Annotated in this window: 12 protein-coding genes; 5 read left to right on the forward strand and 7 right to left on the reverse strand. The window is 44.8% G+C overall.

Annotated features, from left to right (window positions below; all coding sequences use genetic code 11):
• The first annotated feature begins 93 nt into the window (after positions 1-93).
• Positions 94-381: a DUF2252 domain-containing protein gene (locus BIZ39_RS22345; RefSeq protein ID WP_262385799.1), complete on the forward strand. Its 288-nt coding sequence runs from the start codon at positions 94-96 to the stop codon at positions 379-381.
• A gap of 329 nt (positions 382-710) precedes the next feature.
• On the forward strand, positions 711-3293 hold the full coding sequence (locus BIZ39_RS17365) for an ExeM/NucH family extracellular endonuclease (RefSeq protein WP_187447570.1): 2583 nt from the start codon (positions 711-713) through the stop codon (positions 3291-3293).
• A gap of 119 nt (positions 3294-3412) precedes the next feature.
• Here the strand turns inward: BIZ39_RS17365 and BIZ39_RS17370 are convergent, their stop codons facing one another.
• Positions 3413-5098, reverse strand: a complete 1686-nt coding sequence (locus BIZ39_RS17370; protein WP_187447571.1) for a response regulator — start codon at positions 5096-5098, stop codon at positions 3413-3415.
• Positions 5099-5306: 208 nt separating this feature from the next.
• Positions 5307-5978, reverse strand: coding sequence for a 2OG-Fe(II) oxygenase (locus BIZ39_RS17375; protein ID WP_187447572.1), 672 nt, complete (start codon positions 5976-5978; stop codon positions 5307-5309).
• A 426-nt stretch (positions 5979-6404) separates the two neighbouring features.
• Here BIZ39_RS17375 and BIZ39_RS17380 point away from each other — a divergent pair, with 426 nt between their 5' ends.
• The 3 genes from BIZ39_RS17380 (at position 6405) to rluF (ending at position 9866) form a co-directional block, all read left to right on the forward strand.
• Positions 6405-7961, forward strand: a complete 1557-nt coding sequence (locus tag BIZ39_RS17380; protein WP_014949262.1) for a bifunctional GNAT family N-acetyltransferase/carbon-nitrogen hydrolase family protein — start codon at positions 6405-6407, stop codon at positions 7959-7961.
• Positions 7962-8152: 191 nt separating this feature from the next.
• Positions 8153-8965, forward strand: coding sequence for a hypothetical protein (locus BIZ39_RS17385; protein WP_039229603.1), 813 nt, complete (start codon positions 8153-8155; stop codon positions 8963-8965).
• Positions 8966-9107: 142 nt separating this feature from the next.
• Positions 9108-9866, forward strand: a complete 759-nt coding sequence (gene rluF / locus BIZ39_RS17390) for a 23S rRNA pseudouridine(2604) synthase RluF (RefSeq protein ID WP_187447573.1) — start codon at positions 9108-9110, stop codon at positions 9864-9866.
• 407 nt (positions 9867-10273) lie between these two features.
• On the opposite strand, the gene rpsO is transcribed toward rluF, so the two are convergent.
• The 5 genes from rpsO to nusA form a co-directional block, all read right to left on the reverse strand.
• A complete protein-coding gene (rpsO, locus tag BIZ39_RS17395) occupies positions 10274-10543 on the reverse strand; it encodes a 30S ribosomal protein S15 (protein ID WP_012518257.1) in 270 nt (89 codons plus the stop codon).
• A 120-nt stretch (positions 10544-10663) separates the two neighbouring features.
• Complete coding sequence (gene truB / locus BIZ39_RS17400; protein ID WP_187447574.1) at positions 10664-11638, reverse strand: tRNA pseudouridine(55) synthase TruB; 975 nt, start codon at positions 11636-11638, stop codon at positions 10664-10666.
• Positions 11639-12040: a 30S ribosome-binding factor RbfA gene (rbfA, locus tag BIZ39_RS17405; RefSeq protein WP_014949257.1), complete on the reverse strand. Its 402-nt coding sequence runs from the start codon at positions 12038-12040 to the stop codon at positions 11639-11641. It abuts the gene before it with no gap.
• A gap of 114 nt (positions 12041-12154) precedes the next feature.
• Entirely contained in the window at positions 12155-14761 is a 2607-nt protein-coding gene (gene infB, locus BIZ39_RS17410) for a translation initiation factor IF-2 (protein ID WP_014949256.1), read from the reverse strand.
• A gap of 24 nt (positions 14762-14785) precedes the next feature.
• The coding region (nusA, locus tag BIZ39_RS17415) for a transcription termination factor NusA (protein ID WP_187447575.1) at positions 14786-16207 on the reverse strand (1422 nt) is incomplete at its 5' end.

The raw sequence follows: 16207 nt of genomic DNA on the forward strand, positions 1-16207 counted from the left end.
AGGAATGGCTGTTCCCTTTCAAATTCCCAGAATGAAGCTAGGAAGCTTGCCAGACCTTCCCGAAGGGCGAGTTTAAAATGTCCGTACTCTTTGTTGTGTTACCTTGATGTAGAGCCACTATACCTGCGGCAACACGCCGCGATTACGAACATTTTAAATCTCGCTGCGTGGGTGATTATCTGTGCGGATTGGTATCTTGCCGAATTGTGCGGGTATAGCCTTGCGCTAGCTCACTGCCGAGGCGGAAGAAGAAGTACACGATTCGCGTCGTCAGCATCAACGTCTTTTTCTCAAGTAAAAAGCCTGCTCGTAAAAATAGCAAATCTTTATACAGAACAAGTAGTTGATGACCATGCGCTGTTCACTCGTGCGCTGAAATAAAGATATCAGTAAAAAGCGTATTTTTTACAAGGCGAACTGTTGTCATAGACGTGTCGATAGCATTACTTAACACCTATATTAGCTTTTGGTTAAGAGTTAAAGGTATGAGTAAACTTACCTGCAGATTGTAAGAGATTGATATTTAAGCATTATTTTAAAAACAGCTTGAATAAGGTTAAGTCATTCCTATCCATTACAAATGCCCTTAGTGTAGTTCAAGCAATAAGAAAATTGCGCTTCACATATCACTCTGTTTTTTCTATTTCGGCAAAAGCAGAAGCAGTAATTATGTGAATTAAAAATAATGAAAACTACAAAGGGAAAATGACGTGAAAACATCATTAACTTTACTATCTGCAGGAATCATTTCTGCACTTTCTTCAACCGCCATCCAAGCTAACGATTTAGTCATTAGTGGTGTTATCGATGGACCGTTAAGCGGTGGTGTTCCAAAAGCAGTTGAACTTTTCGTAGTCAATGACATAGCAGATTTATCTACCTATGCCCTTGGAACTGCAAACAACGGCGGCGGTACTGATGGCGAAGAGTTTACGTTTCCAGCTGGTGCGTCTGCAAGCGCTGGTACTTATATCTACGTAGCATCAGAAATTGATGGATTTACTGCGTTTTTCGGTTCTGCACCAGACTACGATACTTCATCAATGGGTATTAATGGTGACGACGCTATTGAGCTATTTAAAGATGGCAGCGTTATTGACACGTTTGGCGATATCAACACCGACGGTAGTGGCACCACATGGGAGTACCTAGACGGTTGGGCATACCGTACGTCAGGTCAAACAGCAAATGGCGGCAGTTTCGAAGCATCTAACTGGACTTACAGTGGTGTTGACGCGCTTGATGGCTCGACCACTAACACTGACGCTGCAACGCCTTTTCCAGCGGGTACATTTACCACTGAAGGTGGCGGTGACGTTGTAGAAGTTCCAGAAGAGCCTGCTGTTGAGCTAGGTATTTGCGGTGCAGACGCGACACTTATTAGTGCTATACAGGGCAGTGAAAGCAGCTCTGCTGAAGTTGGCAATAACGTTATAATTGAAGCTATTGCAACTGGCACACGTGCTGGCGGCTTCTTTGTCCAAGAAGAAGCGTCTGATTACGACGCTGACGACGCCACGTCTGAAGGCTTATTTGTAGAAGGTTCTGTTGACGTTGAAACAGGTAACCTGGTTCGCCTTTACGGTGAAGTAGAAGAAAACTACGGTATGACCACACTTGCTATGGATAGTGATGTGGCTGCACTTGATTGTGGTACAGCGGATGCTGTAGCAGCGGTAGAACTTTCTATGCCGTACGAACTTGACCTTGAAACCGTTGAAGGTATGGTTGTTAGCGTGACTGATGCAACAGTGACGAGTACAAACAACCTGTGGCGTTTTGGTGAAATCGTTGTTAGCGATACAATTAAACGCCAACCAAGCGACGTAGCTGCGCCTCTGTCTGAAGCTTATACTGCGGCAGAAGAAGCGAGCGAGACAAGCCTTCTTACAATCGAAGATAACAGCAGCTCGCAGTACCCAGATGCTCTTAATTACTTCCCTACTTTCAGCTACGCTAATGCCATTCGCATTGGTGATTCGGTTTCTGCTGCTGGCCCACTCAACTACAGTTTTGGCACTTACAGAATTAATCCAAGCGACGTTATCGAAGTAACGTCTTCTCGCGAAGCAAACCCAGTGGTTACAGAAGGCAACCTATCTATTGCTACGTTCAACGTGCTTAACTACTTTAATGGTGAAGTAGATGCAAATGGCGACGTAACTTTCGATTATGACGAAAACCGCGGCGCAGACGATGAAGTGGCGTTTGAATTGCAACAGGGTCGTATCGTTGAAGCTATCGTTAACCTTAACGCAGACGTTGTCGGTTTGATGGAAATCGAAAACGATGGTTTTGGCGAAGATAGTGCTATCCAATCTCTAGTTAATGCTATTAACGCCGAACTTGGTGAAACCGAGCAATACTCATTCATCGCAACCAGTGATGGTAGTGAAATTGGTACGGATGCGATTACTGTAGGCTTGTTATACAAAGCTGCAGTAGTGACGCCAGAAAATGATGCCATGGTAGTTGCTATGCCAGAGCAACAAATTGATGAAGATAGCCTGGCACGCATGCGCCCAAGCCTTCTTCAATCGTTTGTACATACTGAAAGCAGCAAATCGTTCCTTGTTGCCGTGAATCACTTTAAATCAAAAGGTTCACAGTGTGCAGAAGATGTGGCAGAAGCGCCGTCTGAAATCACCACGATTCAGGGTAGCTGTAACGCACTTCGGGTATCGGCAGCTATCACATTAGGCAACGCATTAAGTGATGAGAGCCTGCCTGAGCGCAAGGTAATCTTAGGCGACTTAAACGCTTATAGCGCTGAAGATCCAGTAGCTGTACTCACCGATTACACACCTGAGTCTCGTGGATACACTATTACGACTGCGGTCAATACAGGTATGGATGAAGGCTCGTCAGTGGACGTAGAGTCTAGCTTCGGCTATCACAACTTGGCTGAAGAGTTTGATGCAGAAGGCTTCTCATATTGGTTCTACGGAACTGAACAGGTGGGTAGTTTAGATCACGTACTAGCAAGTGAAGCCATGCTTGCAGACGCCATTGACGGTGCTCACTGGAACATCAACTCTGTTGAAGCTTACCAGTTGCAGTACGATCAAGCGCTTCGTTATTACCCAGATGAAGACGGTTACGCCTTTACTGATGTTGGTCCATTTAGAAGCTCAGATCACGACCCATTCATCGCAACCTTTGACCTACAAGCAGACGTAGTTGAAGAGGAAGAAGAAAACAATGATAGCTCAGGTGGAGCAATGGGAGGAATTCTTGCCCTGCTAGCTGCAGCGATTGGCTTTCGTCGTCGTTCGACTACTGCTAAGAAATAAAAAGTGAAAGAATGAAGTCCACGCTTAACGGGCGTGCTTCATTCACATAAAAAAAGCTGCCTCAATGGAGGCAGCTTTTTTATTGGTACTCTTTCCAATGACAGTCTGTGTAGTAACCGTTATGCTTTAACAGCCACCACACCAACTAAGTCAGCAGCGTTACTGTCGTCCACTTCTATACCTATTCGGCTTATGTACTGATCCCGCTTTTCAGCCTGGGTTGGCGACAAGTCACTACTTAAAAGAAGCTTCGCCGCTTTATGGGCCGCTTCCATCTGCTCGTCTGTTAAATTATCCCCTAAGTGGATTTGAGTAATAACTTTTAACAAGCTCAGTGCAACTTGTTTGTCTTTAGGCGACAGTGTTAGTGCCTGGCGTAAATTGTTGAAAGCTGGCGACAACCGGTTCTCTTTGTAGTTAACCGCAGCCATTTGCTTAAGCTCTTTTGTGGTAAATTGAATTTCAGTACGTTCAATCGACTCTTGATTCAGGTATTCATTTACCACTTGAGAAGTAAACGTGTCCCCTTCAATTTGCTTTCTAAGCTTATCCAAAATACTCACACAGTGTTCACGCATTCCTAACTCGTGAAATGCTTTCATTTTATCGAGGCTATCTTCCATCGAGAGGCCGTCGGTAGATGCCGAACGATCCTTCATCAACTTTTCAGCCCCTTTTTTGTCGTCTCGCAAGCACAAGACACGCGCTTTTACGACGTCAATCTGCTCGCCAAGCTGAGACTGCATGCCCTTTTGTTGTTTCAATTCTTCCAGTTCAGATTCTGCGCGTTTCATATAGCGTTCGCCTTCTGTACTGCCAAGGCTTGTGGCTAAATCAATGGTTGAACGAATAACATTGAGCGTTAGCTGAGGTGAGTCATGGATAGAATTTTTAGCGAACTTTGCCATATTTTGAACGGCTGAAAGTTGCCCCACCTTATCGTGGTTCAATCGAGCAAGATCCCATAACCGTTTGTTACGCTCAATATTGCGAGGTGCTAGCCTACTCGCCTCTTTCATTTGTTCGTAGGCAATATCGAACTGCTCTTTCTCTATGAAATACTGGGCAAGCAAGTCAAAGGTTAAGAATCGCGTGTCGTGGCGCTGCAATAAGTCATCAACCAGTAGCTGCGCTTCTTCTAATTCATCTTGTCGAAGCAACGACCGGGTTAAACCAATGTGAACCCACGCATGATCCATGCTCTGCAATAAGCCTCTAAAGTAGTCTTCCGCAGTTTGATAATCGCGAAGCTGCAATAAGCAATCACCAATTAAGCGTTTAATTCTGGTGTGATACTCCGATAGCGAAGGATCTTTTAACTGGCGCTCTGCATAGTACATAGCGGTGGAATAGTCCCCCACCTGCATACAATGAAGCATTTTATGTAGCTTTAACCTTATTTGGATAAGGTATTCCAAACGCAGCTCAATTTTGTTGCGCTGAAGAGGTTTGACCCAAAAGTCATCCGGTTGCAATTCAACAATACAATTAACCAATTCAGGCGATGTCTCTGCACTGAGAAAAATGACCGTGGTGGTGTCGTTGATGTGATTGAGGTGTTTTAATTCTTCAAAAAGGTGAAAGCCATCTTTGTCGTGACTGACGTTAAACGCCAGTAAAACAAAGTCGTATTGTCTTGCAGCACATAACCTTTTCGCGTGAAAGGCATTAAAAGCACTGCTTACGTTTTTTATTCCAATTTCATGCAAAGCTGATGACACTACATCATGTACAAGCCCCTGGTTATCGATAACCAGCACATGTAATTCTTCTCTTGGGGTTGGGGCAGGTATTTTTTCCAGCATTTACCAATCACTTCTAACGTCTTTTCCCTAAGCGTCGTAATAGAATACTTGCTATTGCGACGGCACAATGTTGCGCGAGCTGTGCGCGAGAGGAGCTGGCCCATAATTCAAACCAGTTTTGTAATAATAGCGCGCATACAGCCTAAACTTATTATACATAAGTCTTGGTTTTTAGATACACGTGCGTTTCACAACGTGATTAGTGCTTTTATCGAGGCGGATCAATCGCGTCGTTAACGCTTCCGTTAACCCTAAACCAACCTGCAACCGAGTGACGGCTGCGGGCAGCAGGTAATACTTCATGAGGGAATTGTTCGCTCAAAAAGACAACGAAAGTACCTTTCGTTGGCAGCACCCTTGTTCCAATTAGATCACTTTCATCAGTGTAGAGCACGAGTTCTCCCCCATCTTCTGAAGTCCATTCGTCATTCAAATAGGCGACTAAAGACAACACGCGATTGCCCTGACCTTTAAACGCATCTACATGGCGTTTGTAAAATTTACCCGGCTCATAGCAGGCAAAATGACTTTCAAAAGAAAAAAGCCCCATAAAGAGCGAACGATTTACATACTGCTGCATGGCTTCACACCACGAAAGCCACAAAGCGCCTTCGCTAGATGAACCTGTAATCCAGCAAATCTCGTCCCCTCTAACTTTTTCAGCCTTTTGATAATTCTCTGCGCGACCAATACCTGCCGCTTGATATTCAGCTTCAGAGATTGAACGCTGGCAGGCCAAAAGTGCTTGTGTAATGAAATCAGGTAAACCATGCTCTTGAATAGAAAAGCCTTTCGTGACTAAGTCATCGACGATATTTTCAAATATGGCTTCATCGAAAACGTGAAGAGGCTGATACGACGCAAGTTGTTCTCTATTCATCAGAGCATTTCTACCTTTGAGCGGTTAACTAATCGTGTAGTTAGGAGCGGGTTGTGTACGTTAAAAAACTAGCGAACTTATACGCGGGGTTGAATCCTATAGCAATTGCATCACCACGCATTTTCCGCGCTATTTTTTTATCGATAAAAGAAAAATTATTTGTCGTTAAGAAGTCGCACGCTTCTTGCTTATTTAATATTAATTTTAAAGTGAGCAAATGACGGTAAAGGTAAACTAAATCAATAAGTAAACCGAAGTGTATATTTTAAGAGAGTTGATTGAGAGACTTTTCTTCTGCCCTTGTTTCCGTTGCCATTACGTCTGCACATACGGATTGTAATTAACAGTTGAAAAACGCATGGCAAGGCGGTTTAGTAAAGATATACGCAATGTACGTATTAAAATTTTTAGCAAAAAGAGTAACCCATGAGTCAAGATCAAACACAAATAGAAGAAACGGAACATCATCTAGACTTAAGAAATTTGAGACTGGACGACTACAACGATGTTAAAGCGTTAATGGATGAGGTATACGCCAACGTTGGAGGCGCATGGCCTTACTCTAACTATAAAGCCCAAGTTACTACATTTCCCGATGGGCAAATATGTATTGAAGATAAAGGCAAAGTGGTCGCTTTCGCCATTTCAGTGATTGTAGATTATGACCAGTTTGGGGATAAACACAGCTACGATGAAATTACGGGTGATGCTTATTTGACCACACACGATCCTAACGGTGATGTGCTTTATGGTGTTGAGGTAATTGTTTCACCCGAGTATCGAGGTCTACGCCTTGGTCGTCGTCTCTACGAAGCACGTAAAGAGCTCTGTCGTAACTTGAATCTAAAATCCATTATGGCGGGCGGTCGAATCCCGAACTATAAAAACCATGCGCATGAGCTGTCGCCTTATGAATACATTGAGCAAGTCAAGCTCAAAGACATCTACGACCCCATTTTAACTTTTCAACTTTCAAATGGATTTGAAGTCAAGCAAGTCATGTCGGCTTACCTTCCAGAGGATGAAGCCTCACAGGGTTATGCGACGCTACTTCAGTGGCACAATATTTATTATGAACCGGGCACGCCTTCGCTCATCGCCAGCAGGAAGACCAGCGCACGAATCGGATGTATTCAATGGCAAATGCGTTACTTCAATAATGTAGAAGAGCTTTTACAACAAGTAGAGTACTTCGTCGATGCCTTGTCTGACTATTCTTGCGACGTTGCCCTGTTCCCTGAGTTTTTTAACGCGCCGTTAATGGGCCTGAGCCCGTCAGATTCATCAATTGATGCAATTTGGCATTTAGCGACCTATACCGATGAGATTTTAACTGCCGTGTCTCATTTGGCCGTATCGTACAATATTACGATTATCGCAGGTTCTATGCCTGTGGTAGAAGAGGAAGAGCTCTATAACGTCAGCTACATTTGCAAACGCGACGGCACGATTGAAAGCCAGTATAAGCTTCATCCAACACCTCACGAAAAAGAAGATTGGATAATGAAAGGCGGAAACAGCCTTAAGACATTTGATACCGACTTCGGCAAAATCGGCGTTTTGATCTGCTATGACGTGGAGTTTCCAGAGCTTGCGCGTATTCTTGCCGATCAGGAAATGCAAATTTTGTTTGTCCCCTTCTGGACAGATACCAAAAACGGTTATTTGCGCGTGCGACGCTGTGCGCAGGCCCGCGCTATTGAAAACGAATGCTACGTGGCAATTGCAGGTAGCGTAGGTAACTTACCCAAAGTGGACAACGTAGATATTCAATATGGGCAAACCGCGGTTTTCTCGCCAAGTGATTTCGCGTTCCCACATGACGCAATTGTCTCTGAGACCACGCCAAACACAGAAATGACGCTCATTGTTGATTTGGATTTGGATAAACTCACTAAGCTTCAAAATGAAGGCTCTGTGCGGAATTATCTTGATAGAAGACGAGATTTGTATCGCGTTGAATGGATCGGCGATAAGCAGTAGCGCTACGCTTTAAGGAAATTCTCGGATTTTATGGCTTATGTATAATTGACATTGAGCATAAGCCGTAGAATTTCCTTTAATTTAGCGATAACATGCTTTAGCGCGCAAATATAAATGTGCTGTCTTCTTATTGAGTTAAAGCATCTAAATGCGATGAAGTTAGTACTACATAACGAGATTATAAATTTACTATGGCAAATAATTCGAAAAACGATGAGTTTCCAACCATTAGATTGGATGAAGAAGACCGTCGTGATTACCAAACAAAACGTCAGGCGGCGCCAACAAAAGCAACGCCTCCACCTTCATCTGCCCCATCAGCAAACCGCCAACCCTCTGGTGGTGGAAACGGTAATGGAATCTGGGTTGTATTCGTTGCCGTCATCGCCTTAGCCGCCTGTGGTGGTTGCTATTACCTGTACACCATGCTTGAGCAACAAAAAGTGGTTGCTGAGCAAGCGGAGCAGCGCATATTACAGTTAGAAAACAAGTTATCTGCTACAGGTGAAGAAATTGGTGAATCTACTGTTGCCCTGCAAGTTAAAGTTACTGAGCTAACCAACAAGACAAACGAGCTTTGGGAACAAATGGATAAGTTGTGGGCGTCAGCTTGGCGTCGTAATCAACAAGAGATTGCTGATCTTGGCGACCGCGTAGGTAACGTTCAAAACGCCTTGAATAAGAACATCAACTCAGTTTCAGAAAATGTAAAATCGCAAGCAGCGGCCATTGGCTCGGTTAAGAATCAACTTGCTTCGTTAGCTGATGAACTGCTCGCTGTTAATGTTCAACTTGAGCAAGCAGCAAGCGATAAACAAAGCGCTCAGCAAAGCGTACGCAATTTAACCGACAAACTGTCTGTGTTAGAGCAACGCAATACGACCTTATCTGGCCGCATTACCAGTTTGGAAAACGAAATTCGCGATATAGCAACCAAAGTAGTATCTAGCGGTGGTTCAACGGGTGGAAGTGGTTCGGCTCCTTCAGCTGCAGGTAACCAGTAAACCAGATTAAGTCTGTTGCAATAGTATACAACCGAGAATAAAAACCACGGTTTAACGCATAAAAAAGAAAGGGGCGAATCGCCCCTTTCTTTTTGCCGTGATAATATTGCCCTCTTTTGAAATATATAGGACCTAATGCGCAATGAGTGAGCAAGCGCCCAAACGTTTAAATAAATATATTAGCGACACTGGCCTGTGTTCTCGCCGTGAAGCGGATAAACTCATTGAGCAAAATCGCGTTACCGTTAATAACCAACCACCTGAACTGGGTACGAAAGTGGGGCCTGGTGACACTGTAAAGGTAGACGGTAAAGTTGTAGGTGCCGTTGCCTCAGACAAGTCAGATCGCGTATATATTGTCTATAACAAACCCATTGGTATCACCTGTACAACTGAGCGTCATGTCAAAGGCAACATTATTGACGCTATCGGTCACAAGGAACGTATTTTCCCCGTAGGAAGGTTAGACAAACCATCGGAAGGCTTAATCATTTTAACCAGCGATGGGGACATCGTGAACAAGATCCTGCGCGCTGAAAATGCTCATGACAAAGAATACGAAGTTACGGTTAACCAACCAATCAGTGAGCGCTTCGTCAACCGTATGTCTCGCGGAGTACCAATTTTAGGAACCGTAACGAAGCCTTGTGTGGTTAAACCCACGGGCAAAAATACATTTACCATTATTCTAACTCAGGGTCTTAATCGACAAATCCGCAGAATGTGTGAGTTTTTAGGGTACGAGGTCACCAAACTAAAACGAACCCGAATCATGCACCTTGAACTCGGCTCACTAAAACCTGGCCAGTGGCGTAACCTAACAAGCCGTGAACTAACTATTATGCAAAATGTAGTTCGCTCTTCTACAAAAACAGCGAGCAAAGTTGAGTTGCGTAAATAAATGAAACTACTACATTTAGTAGTAGTTTATTGATAAGACAATTTAAGACTTTGAAAAACGGACATTATCATTTTTTTTCGGTAAAGGATTTTCCCCCTAGTGCTGAAATATTGGCTAACTACGATGTATTTTTCGTGGTGGCTTCTGTTGTTATTGCAATATCTGCTTCCCTTTTCTCTTTCGTTCTTTCTGCGAAGATGTCGCAAACAGAATTACAAAATGAGCGAGCATTATTGCAGATGAGCGGATGTTTGAAGATAAAAAGCAAAACATACCGTCGAACTAACGCGTAGTACAAACACAAAGTTAATTGGATGGCTTCATACATGTACTAGGGTGTATTGCACTTCGCTGTACATTTTTGCAAAAAAAAAGCGCCCATTGGGCGCTTTTCTTGAAACCTAGTCTTATCGACGTAGACCTAGACGCTTGATAAGGTCAAGGTAACGCTCTGCGTTCTTGCCTTTAAGGTAGTCTAGAAGCTTACGACGTTGGCTAACCATACGTAGAAGACCACGACGTGAGTGGTGATCTTTCTTGTGATCAGCAAAGTGACCTTGAAGCTTGTTGATGTTGTGAGTAAGCAAAGCAACTTGAACTTCTGGTGAACCAGTGTCGCCTTCTTTAACGCCGTACTCAGCAATGATTTTTGCGGTTTCTGCTTTAGTTAGTGACATATCATTCTCCTAATATTAATGCTTCGCCGATCACTAATTCAGCAAAGCGGAATGAGCGCCGTATTATAATGACGTTTACAGACTTAGCAAGCCATAAACCGTCTTTATTTACCGGCGCAGCTACGATGGATAAACAACTCGACGTTTTGGGTTAACAAACACTTCTTGTTTAGGGATACCTTGGTCTTTCGGGTCAAGAACCCCTTCCCCTACGCCTAAGAAAATACCACTGGTATCGTCGCCATGGTAAACGCGGTAAGACACGCCTTCACTTAGCGCTTCGCTACAAATCCCTTTTACAGATTGACCGTTATCAAAACGGTTTCTTTCAGCGTCGTTGATCGTCACAAATGGCAAACGACTTACGGCGGTATCCATAGGAATTAATAAGTCATCCAGCGCTTCAAAGTCACCGTCTTCCAGTGATTCCTGAATTTCAATTAACTTATCCAGCGATACCATTTTATCTGTGGGATAGTCTGCTACTTCGGTGCGATGTAAGCGAGTCACATAGGCGCCACAGCCAAGGTTTTGACCTAAATCATCCACGATAGAGCGGATATAGGTACCTTTGCTGCATTTTATGTGCATTTCTACATAAGGAAGCTCTATACGCAGTACATCTAATTCATACACTTCAATATCGCGGGGTTCACGCTCAATCTCTATACCTTGACGTGCATAGTGATAAAGCGGCTTACCTTGATGTTTAAGCGCTGAAAACATGGACGGGATTTGTTTACTCTTACCTAGAAACGCCAAGCACGCATCACGTACTTGTTCTTCGCTTACATCAACAGGCTTTTCTTCAACCACTTCGCCATCGGCGTCAGACGTGGTGGTGCGAACACCTAGTTGAGCAGTTACCTCGTAGGTCTTTTCTGCATCCAGAAGAAACTGAGAAAACTTCGTAGCTTCACCCAAGCAGAGCGGCAACATGCCACTGGCAAGTGGATCAAGTGCGCCTGTATGCCCAGCCTTCGCAGCTTTGTACAGCCAGCGCACTTTTTGAAGCAGTTGGTTAGATGACCCACCAAGCGGTTTATCAAGCAATACTATGCCGTTAATCTCACGGCCTTTACGACGTCTTGCCATTTACTCCTGCTCTTGTGGATCGTCTTTATCGCGCTTTGACTCATCTTTTGCGATGGTCTGAGACACAAGATTAGAGATACGCATACCTTCAACAATCGACTTATCTTCAAAGAAGTGAAGATCAGGCACTGAGCGCATGCGAATACGTTTAGCTAGAATACTGCGAATAAACTTTTTGTATTCTGCCAGTTGTTTAATTTGCGCTTTACCTTCTTCTTCGGTGCTGTTGTAGATAGTCACAAAGATTTTTGCATGCGCTAGGTCGCGCGACACATCTACGTCAGAAACCGTGATCAAGGGCATGTCGCCAACGCGGTGCTTGTATTCATTTTGCAGAATGCTCGCCACTTCTTTATGGACTTGCTGAGCGACTCTGTCGGTACGTGAAAATTCACGGGCCATTATTCTCTCCTTTCCTTATTTAACGCTGAGCATGCGCGAGGTCTGTTTGCTGTATACAGACAAAAACGGGAGCACTCGGCCCCCGTTTCTCACATGCCGAATTAACTAAGGCAATTAAATTTCGCGCTTAACCTCAACGATTTCGAAGACCTCGATTTGGTCGCCTACTTTCACGTCGTTGTAGTTCTTAACGCCGATACCACATTCCATACCGTTACGTACTTCTTGTACGTCATCTTTAAAGCGACGCAGTGACTCTAGTTCACCTTCGTAAATTACTACGTTGTCGCGAAGTACACGGATTGGGTTGCTACGCTTAACGTTACCTTCAGTAACCATACAGCCCGCAATTGCGCCCAGTTTCGGTGACTTAAATACGTCACGTACTTCTGCAAGACCAATGATTTCCTGCTTGAATTCTGGTGCAAGCATACCACTCATGGCCGCTTTCACTTCGTCAATTAGGTTATAGATAACGCTGTAGTAACGTAAATCAATTTCTTCAGCTTCTAGTACGCGACGCGCTGTAGCATCGGCACGAACGTTAAAGCCTAGTACGATAGCGCCTGATGCAGCCGCAAGGGTTGCGTCAGTTTCAGTGATACCACCTACACCACTACCTACAATATTCACTTTTACTTCAGAAGTAGAAAGCTTAACCAATGATTCAGAAATCGCTTCTACAGAGCCCTGTACGTCAGCTTTAAGTACGATGTTAAGTTCGCTAACGTCACCTGATTCCATGTTCGCAAACATGTTTTCAAGTTTCGCTTTTTGCTGACGAGCAAGTTTAAGTTCACGTTTCTTCTGATGACGTTTCGCTGCTACTTCACGCGCTTTACGCTCGTCTTTAACAACGGCTGCGTCTTCACCCGCTACCGGAACACCAGACAGACCAAGTACTTCCACAGGCGTAGAAGGACCAGCAATCTTAATTTCATTACCGTTTTCGTCACGCATTGCACGAACACGGCCGTACTCTTCACCACAAAGTAGGATGTCACCAGCGCGTAATTGGCCTTCTTGAACCAATACAGATGCTACTGGACCACGACCTTTATCAAGGCGAGATTCAATAACAATACCGCGACCCGGGCCTTCAGCTACTGCTTTAAGGTCAAGAACTTCAGCTTGTAGAACGATAGCTTCAAGCAATTCGTCTACGCCCATACCTGTTTTCGCAGAAACGTTACAGAACTGGTGCTCACCGCCCCACTCTTCTGAGATAACTTCTAGTTGAGATAGCTCAGTTTTAACGCGATCAGGATCAGCTGTTTCTTTATCCATTTTGTTCACTGCAACGATAAGAGGTACGCCAGCAGCACGAGCGTGCTGTACCGCTTCTTTCGTTTGAGGCATTACGCCGTCATCTGCAGCAACAACAAGAATAACGATATCCGTCGCCGTAGCACCACGAGCACGCATTGCGGTAAATGCGGCGTGTCCAGGTGTATCTAGGAACGTGATTTCGCCATTTTCTGTTTCTACTTTATATGCACCAATGTGCTGGGTAATACCACCGGCTTCACCGTCTGCAACTTTCGCGCGACGAATGTAGTCAAGCAATGACGTTTTACCGTGGTCAACGTGACCCATGATGGTTACAACAGGTGCACGTGTGGTTTTTTCACCGCCAGTGCCATCTGCCAACAACTCATCTTCAAGTGCGTTGTCGTTAACAAGTTCGTACTTATGACCCATTTCTTCAATTACTAGTACCGCTGTATCTTGGTCTAGTACTTGGTTAATGGTTGCCATTTCGCCCATCTTCATCATCGTTTTGATAACTTCGTTAGACTTAATTGCAAGTTTACTTGCAAGTTCGCCAACTGTGATGGTTGCGCCAAGCTTAACTACACGCTCTACAGGTGCAGCTGGCTTGTTAAAGCCTTGCTTAAGATGCTCACCCGCATTTTTCTTCGACTTACGACGACGGCGCGATGAACGCTCAACCTGCATGTCTTCTTCGTCTTCAGCTTCTTGCGCGTAACGGTTAGAGTGCAAGTGAACTTCTTCAGCTTCTTCTTTCTTACGACGCTCTTCTTCTTCCTTCCAGCGACGCTCGTTCTCTTCAGCAAGTTTGCGCGCTTCATCAGCCGCTTTCTTCGCGTCTTCTTCAAGCTTCTTCTGCGCTTCTTCTTCTTGCGCTTTGCGCAGACGTTCTTCTTCCTGACGAGCCGCTTCAGCTTCCGCTTTTTCAGCTTCAGTTAGCTCAGGTTCGTCGGCCTTACGTGCTTCAGCTTCTTTTTTCGCTTGTTCCGCACGACGAGCACGCTCTTCTTCAGCAGCTTTCTTAGCTTCTTCAGCTTTACGTGCTTTCTCCTCAGCGGCTTTTTTCGCTTCAGCTGCTGCTTTTTCTTCCGCTTCGCGCTTCAGACGTGCTTCTTCTTCAAGACGCTTCGCCTCTTCTTCCGCTTGACGCTGCTGTTCTTCAACATCGCTACGCTTAACGTAAGTGCGCTTTTTACGTACTTCTACTTTCACTTCTTTAGACTTACCAACACTTAACGTGCTTGTTGTCTTACGCTTAAGTGTCATACGCGTTGGTTCAGCTGCGCTGCCGTGTTGCTTACTTAAATGATCCAATAGTTTTTGTTTCTCGTCTTCGTTTACCTGATCGCCGGCATTCTTAGTGATACCCGCGTCTTTAAACTGGCCAACCAATCGGTCAACGGTCGTACCAATGTCGCTGGCGAGCTTTTCAATAGATACATCTGCCATTACGTAATTTTCCCCCTGTTGACCTTACTCTTCTTCACTGAACCATACGATATTACGAGCCGCCATGATTAACGCACCGGCTTTCTCTTCGTCTAGTTCATCGATATCACTGATATCATCGGTACCTTGTTCTGCTAATTCTTCCAGGTCGGTAACACCGCGGCTGGCCAACACATAGGCCACGTGTTTACTCATACCTTCAAGATTTAATAAGGCTTCTGTAGGCTCTGCACCTTCAAGCGATTCTTCGTTCGCCAGTGCACGCGTGGTTAGGAAAGCGCGCGCTCTGTTGCGCAGCTCTTCAACCATTTCTTCATCTAACCCTTCAACCGCTAGAAGCTCACTTGCAGGCACGTATGCCACTTCTTCTAACGTTGTAAAGCCTTCATCTACCAAGACAGACGCGAACTCTTCGTCAATGTCCAAACCAGCAGTAAATAGATCAAGTACCTTCGCGTTTTCTTCTTCATGCTTCTTGTTGAGATCTTCAACCGTCATCACGTTAAGTTCCCAGCCTGTAAGCTGGCTAGCTAGGCGAACGTTTTGACCACTACGGCCAATTGCCTGTGCTAGGTTGTCTGCTTCAACCGCTACGTCCATGCTGTTGCTGTCTTCATCAACAACGATTGACGCCACTTCGGCGGGAGCCATAGCATTGATAACGAATTGCGCTGGGTTTTCGTCCCATAACACGATATCAACACGTTCACCGCCAAGTTCCCCTGATACGGCTTGTACACGTGAACCACGCATACCAACGCACGCACCAACCGGGTCTAAGCGTTTGTCATTAGTTTTAACCGCAATCTTTGCACGAGAACCTGGGTCACGCGCTGCAGATTTAATTTCTAGTGTCTCTTCCGCAATTTCTGGTACTTCCAGACGGAAAAGCTCAACTAGCATGTCTGGGTGCGTACGGCTAATAAATAGCTGTGCGCCACGTGCTTCTGGACGAATAACGTAAAGAAGGCCACGTACACGGTCGCCCGGACGGAAAGTTTCACGAGGAAGCATGTCATCGCGGTAGATAACACCTTCAGCGTTGTTACCTAAGTCGATGATGATGTTGTCGCGGTTTACTTTCTTAACCGTACCTGTAACCAGCTCACCTACTTTGTCTTCGTACTCAGCAATCATTTGCTGACGCTCAGCTTCACGTACTTTTTGTACAATCACTTGCTTTGCGGTCTGCGTAGTTATGCGGTCGAATTTAATAGATTCAATCTGTTCTTCCACATAATCGCCGAGTTGTATCTCTGGTTCGTCGATTTGTGCAGCAGAAATCGTAATTTCAGCAAATGGGTTTTCCTGTTCTTGATCATCAGGGATAACCAACCAGCGACGGAATGTATCAAAGTCACCAGACGTTCTGTCGATGCTTACACGAACTTCAATTTCGCCTTCGTTTTTCTTTTTTGTTGCACTAGCGATCGCAAACTCTAGCGC

Origin of the sequence: Alteromonas sp. BZK5, from assembly GCF_014349115.1 — a bacterium.
GTDB classification, from domain to species: domain Bacteria; phylum Pseudomonadota; class Gammaproteobacteria; order Enterobacterales; family Alteromonadaceae; genus Alteromonas; species Alteromonas macleodii.

Bases quoted from the DNA above. Each gene is read 5' to 3' on its own strand.
- rpsO (WP_012518257.1), bottom strand. From the start codon at position 10,543: ATGTCACTAACTAAAGCAGAAACCGCAAAAATCATTGCTGAGTACGGC.
- BIZ39_RS17370 (WP_187447571.1), bottom strand. From the start codon at position 5,098: ATGCTGGAAAAAATACCTGCCCCAACCCCAAGAGAAGAATTACATGTG.
- rbfA (WP_014949257.1), bottom strand. From the start codon at position 12,040: ATGGCCCGTGAATTTTCACGTACCGACAGAGTCGCTCAGCAAGTCCAT.
- BIZ39_RS17385 (WP_039229603.1), top strand. From the start codon at position 8,153: ATGGCAAATAATTCGAAAAACGATGAGTTTCCAACCATTAGATTGGAT.
- BIZ39_RS17380 (WP_014949262.1), top strand. From the start codon at position 6,405: ATGAGTCAAGATCAAACACAAATAGAAGAAACGGAACATCATCTAGAC.
- infB (WP_014949256.1), bottom strand. From the start codon at position 14,761: ATGGCAGATGTATCTATTGAAAAGCTCGCCAGCGACATTGGTACGACC.
- BIZ39_RS17375 (WP_187447572.1), bottom strand. From the start codon at position 5,978: ATGAATAGAGAACAACTTGCGTCGTATCAGCCTCTTCACGTTTTCGAT.
- rluF (WP_187447573.1), top strand. From the start codon at position 9,108: ATGAGTGAGCAAGCGCCCAAACGTTTAAATAAATATATTAGCGACACT.
- truB (WP_187447574.1), bottom strand. From the start codon at position 11,638: ATGGCAAGACGTCGTAAAGGCCGTGAGATTAACGGCATAGTATTGCTT.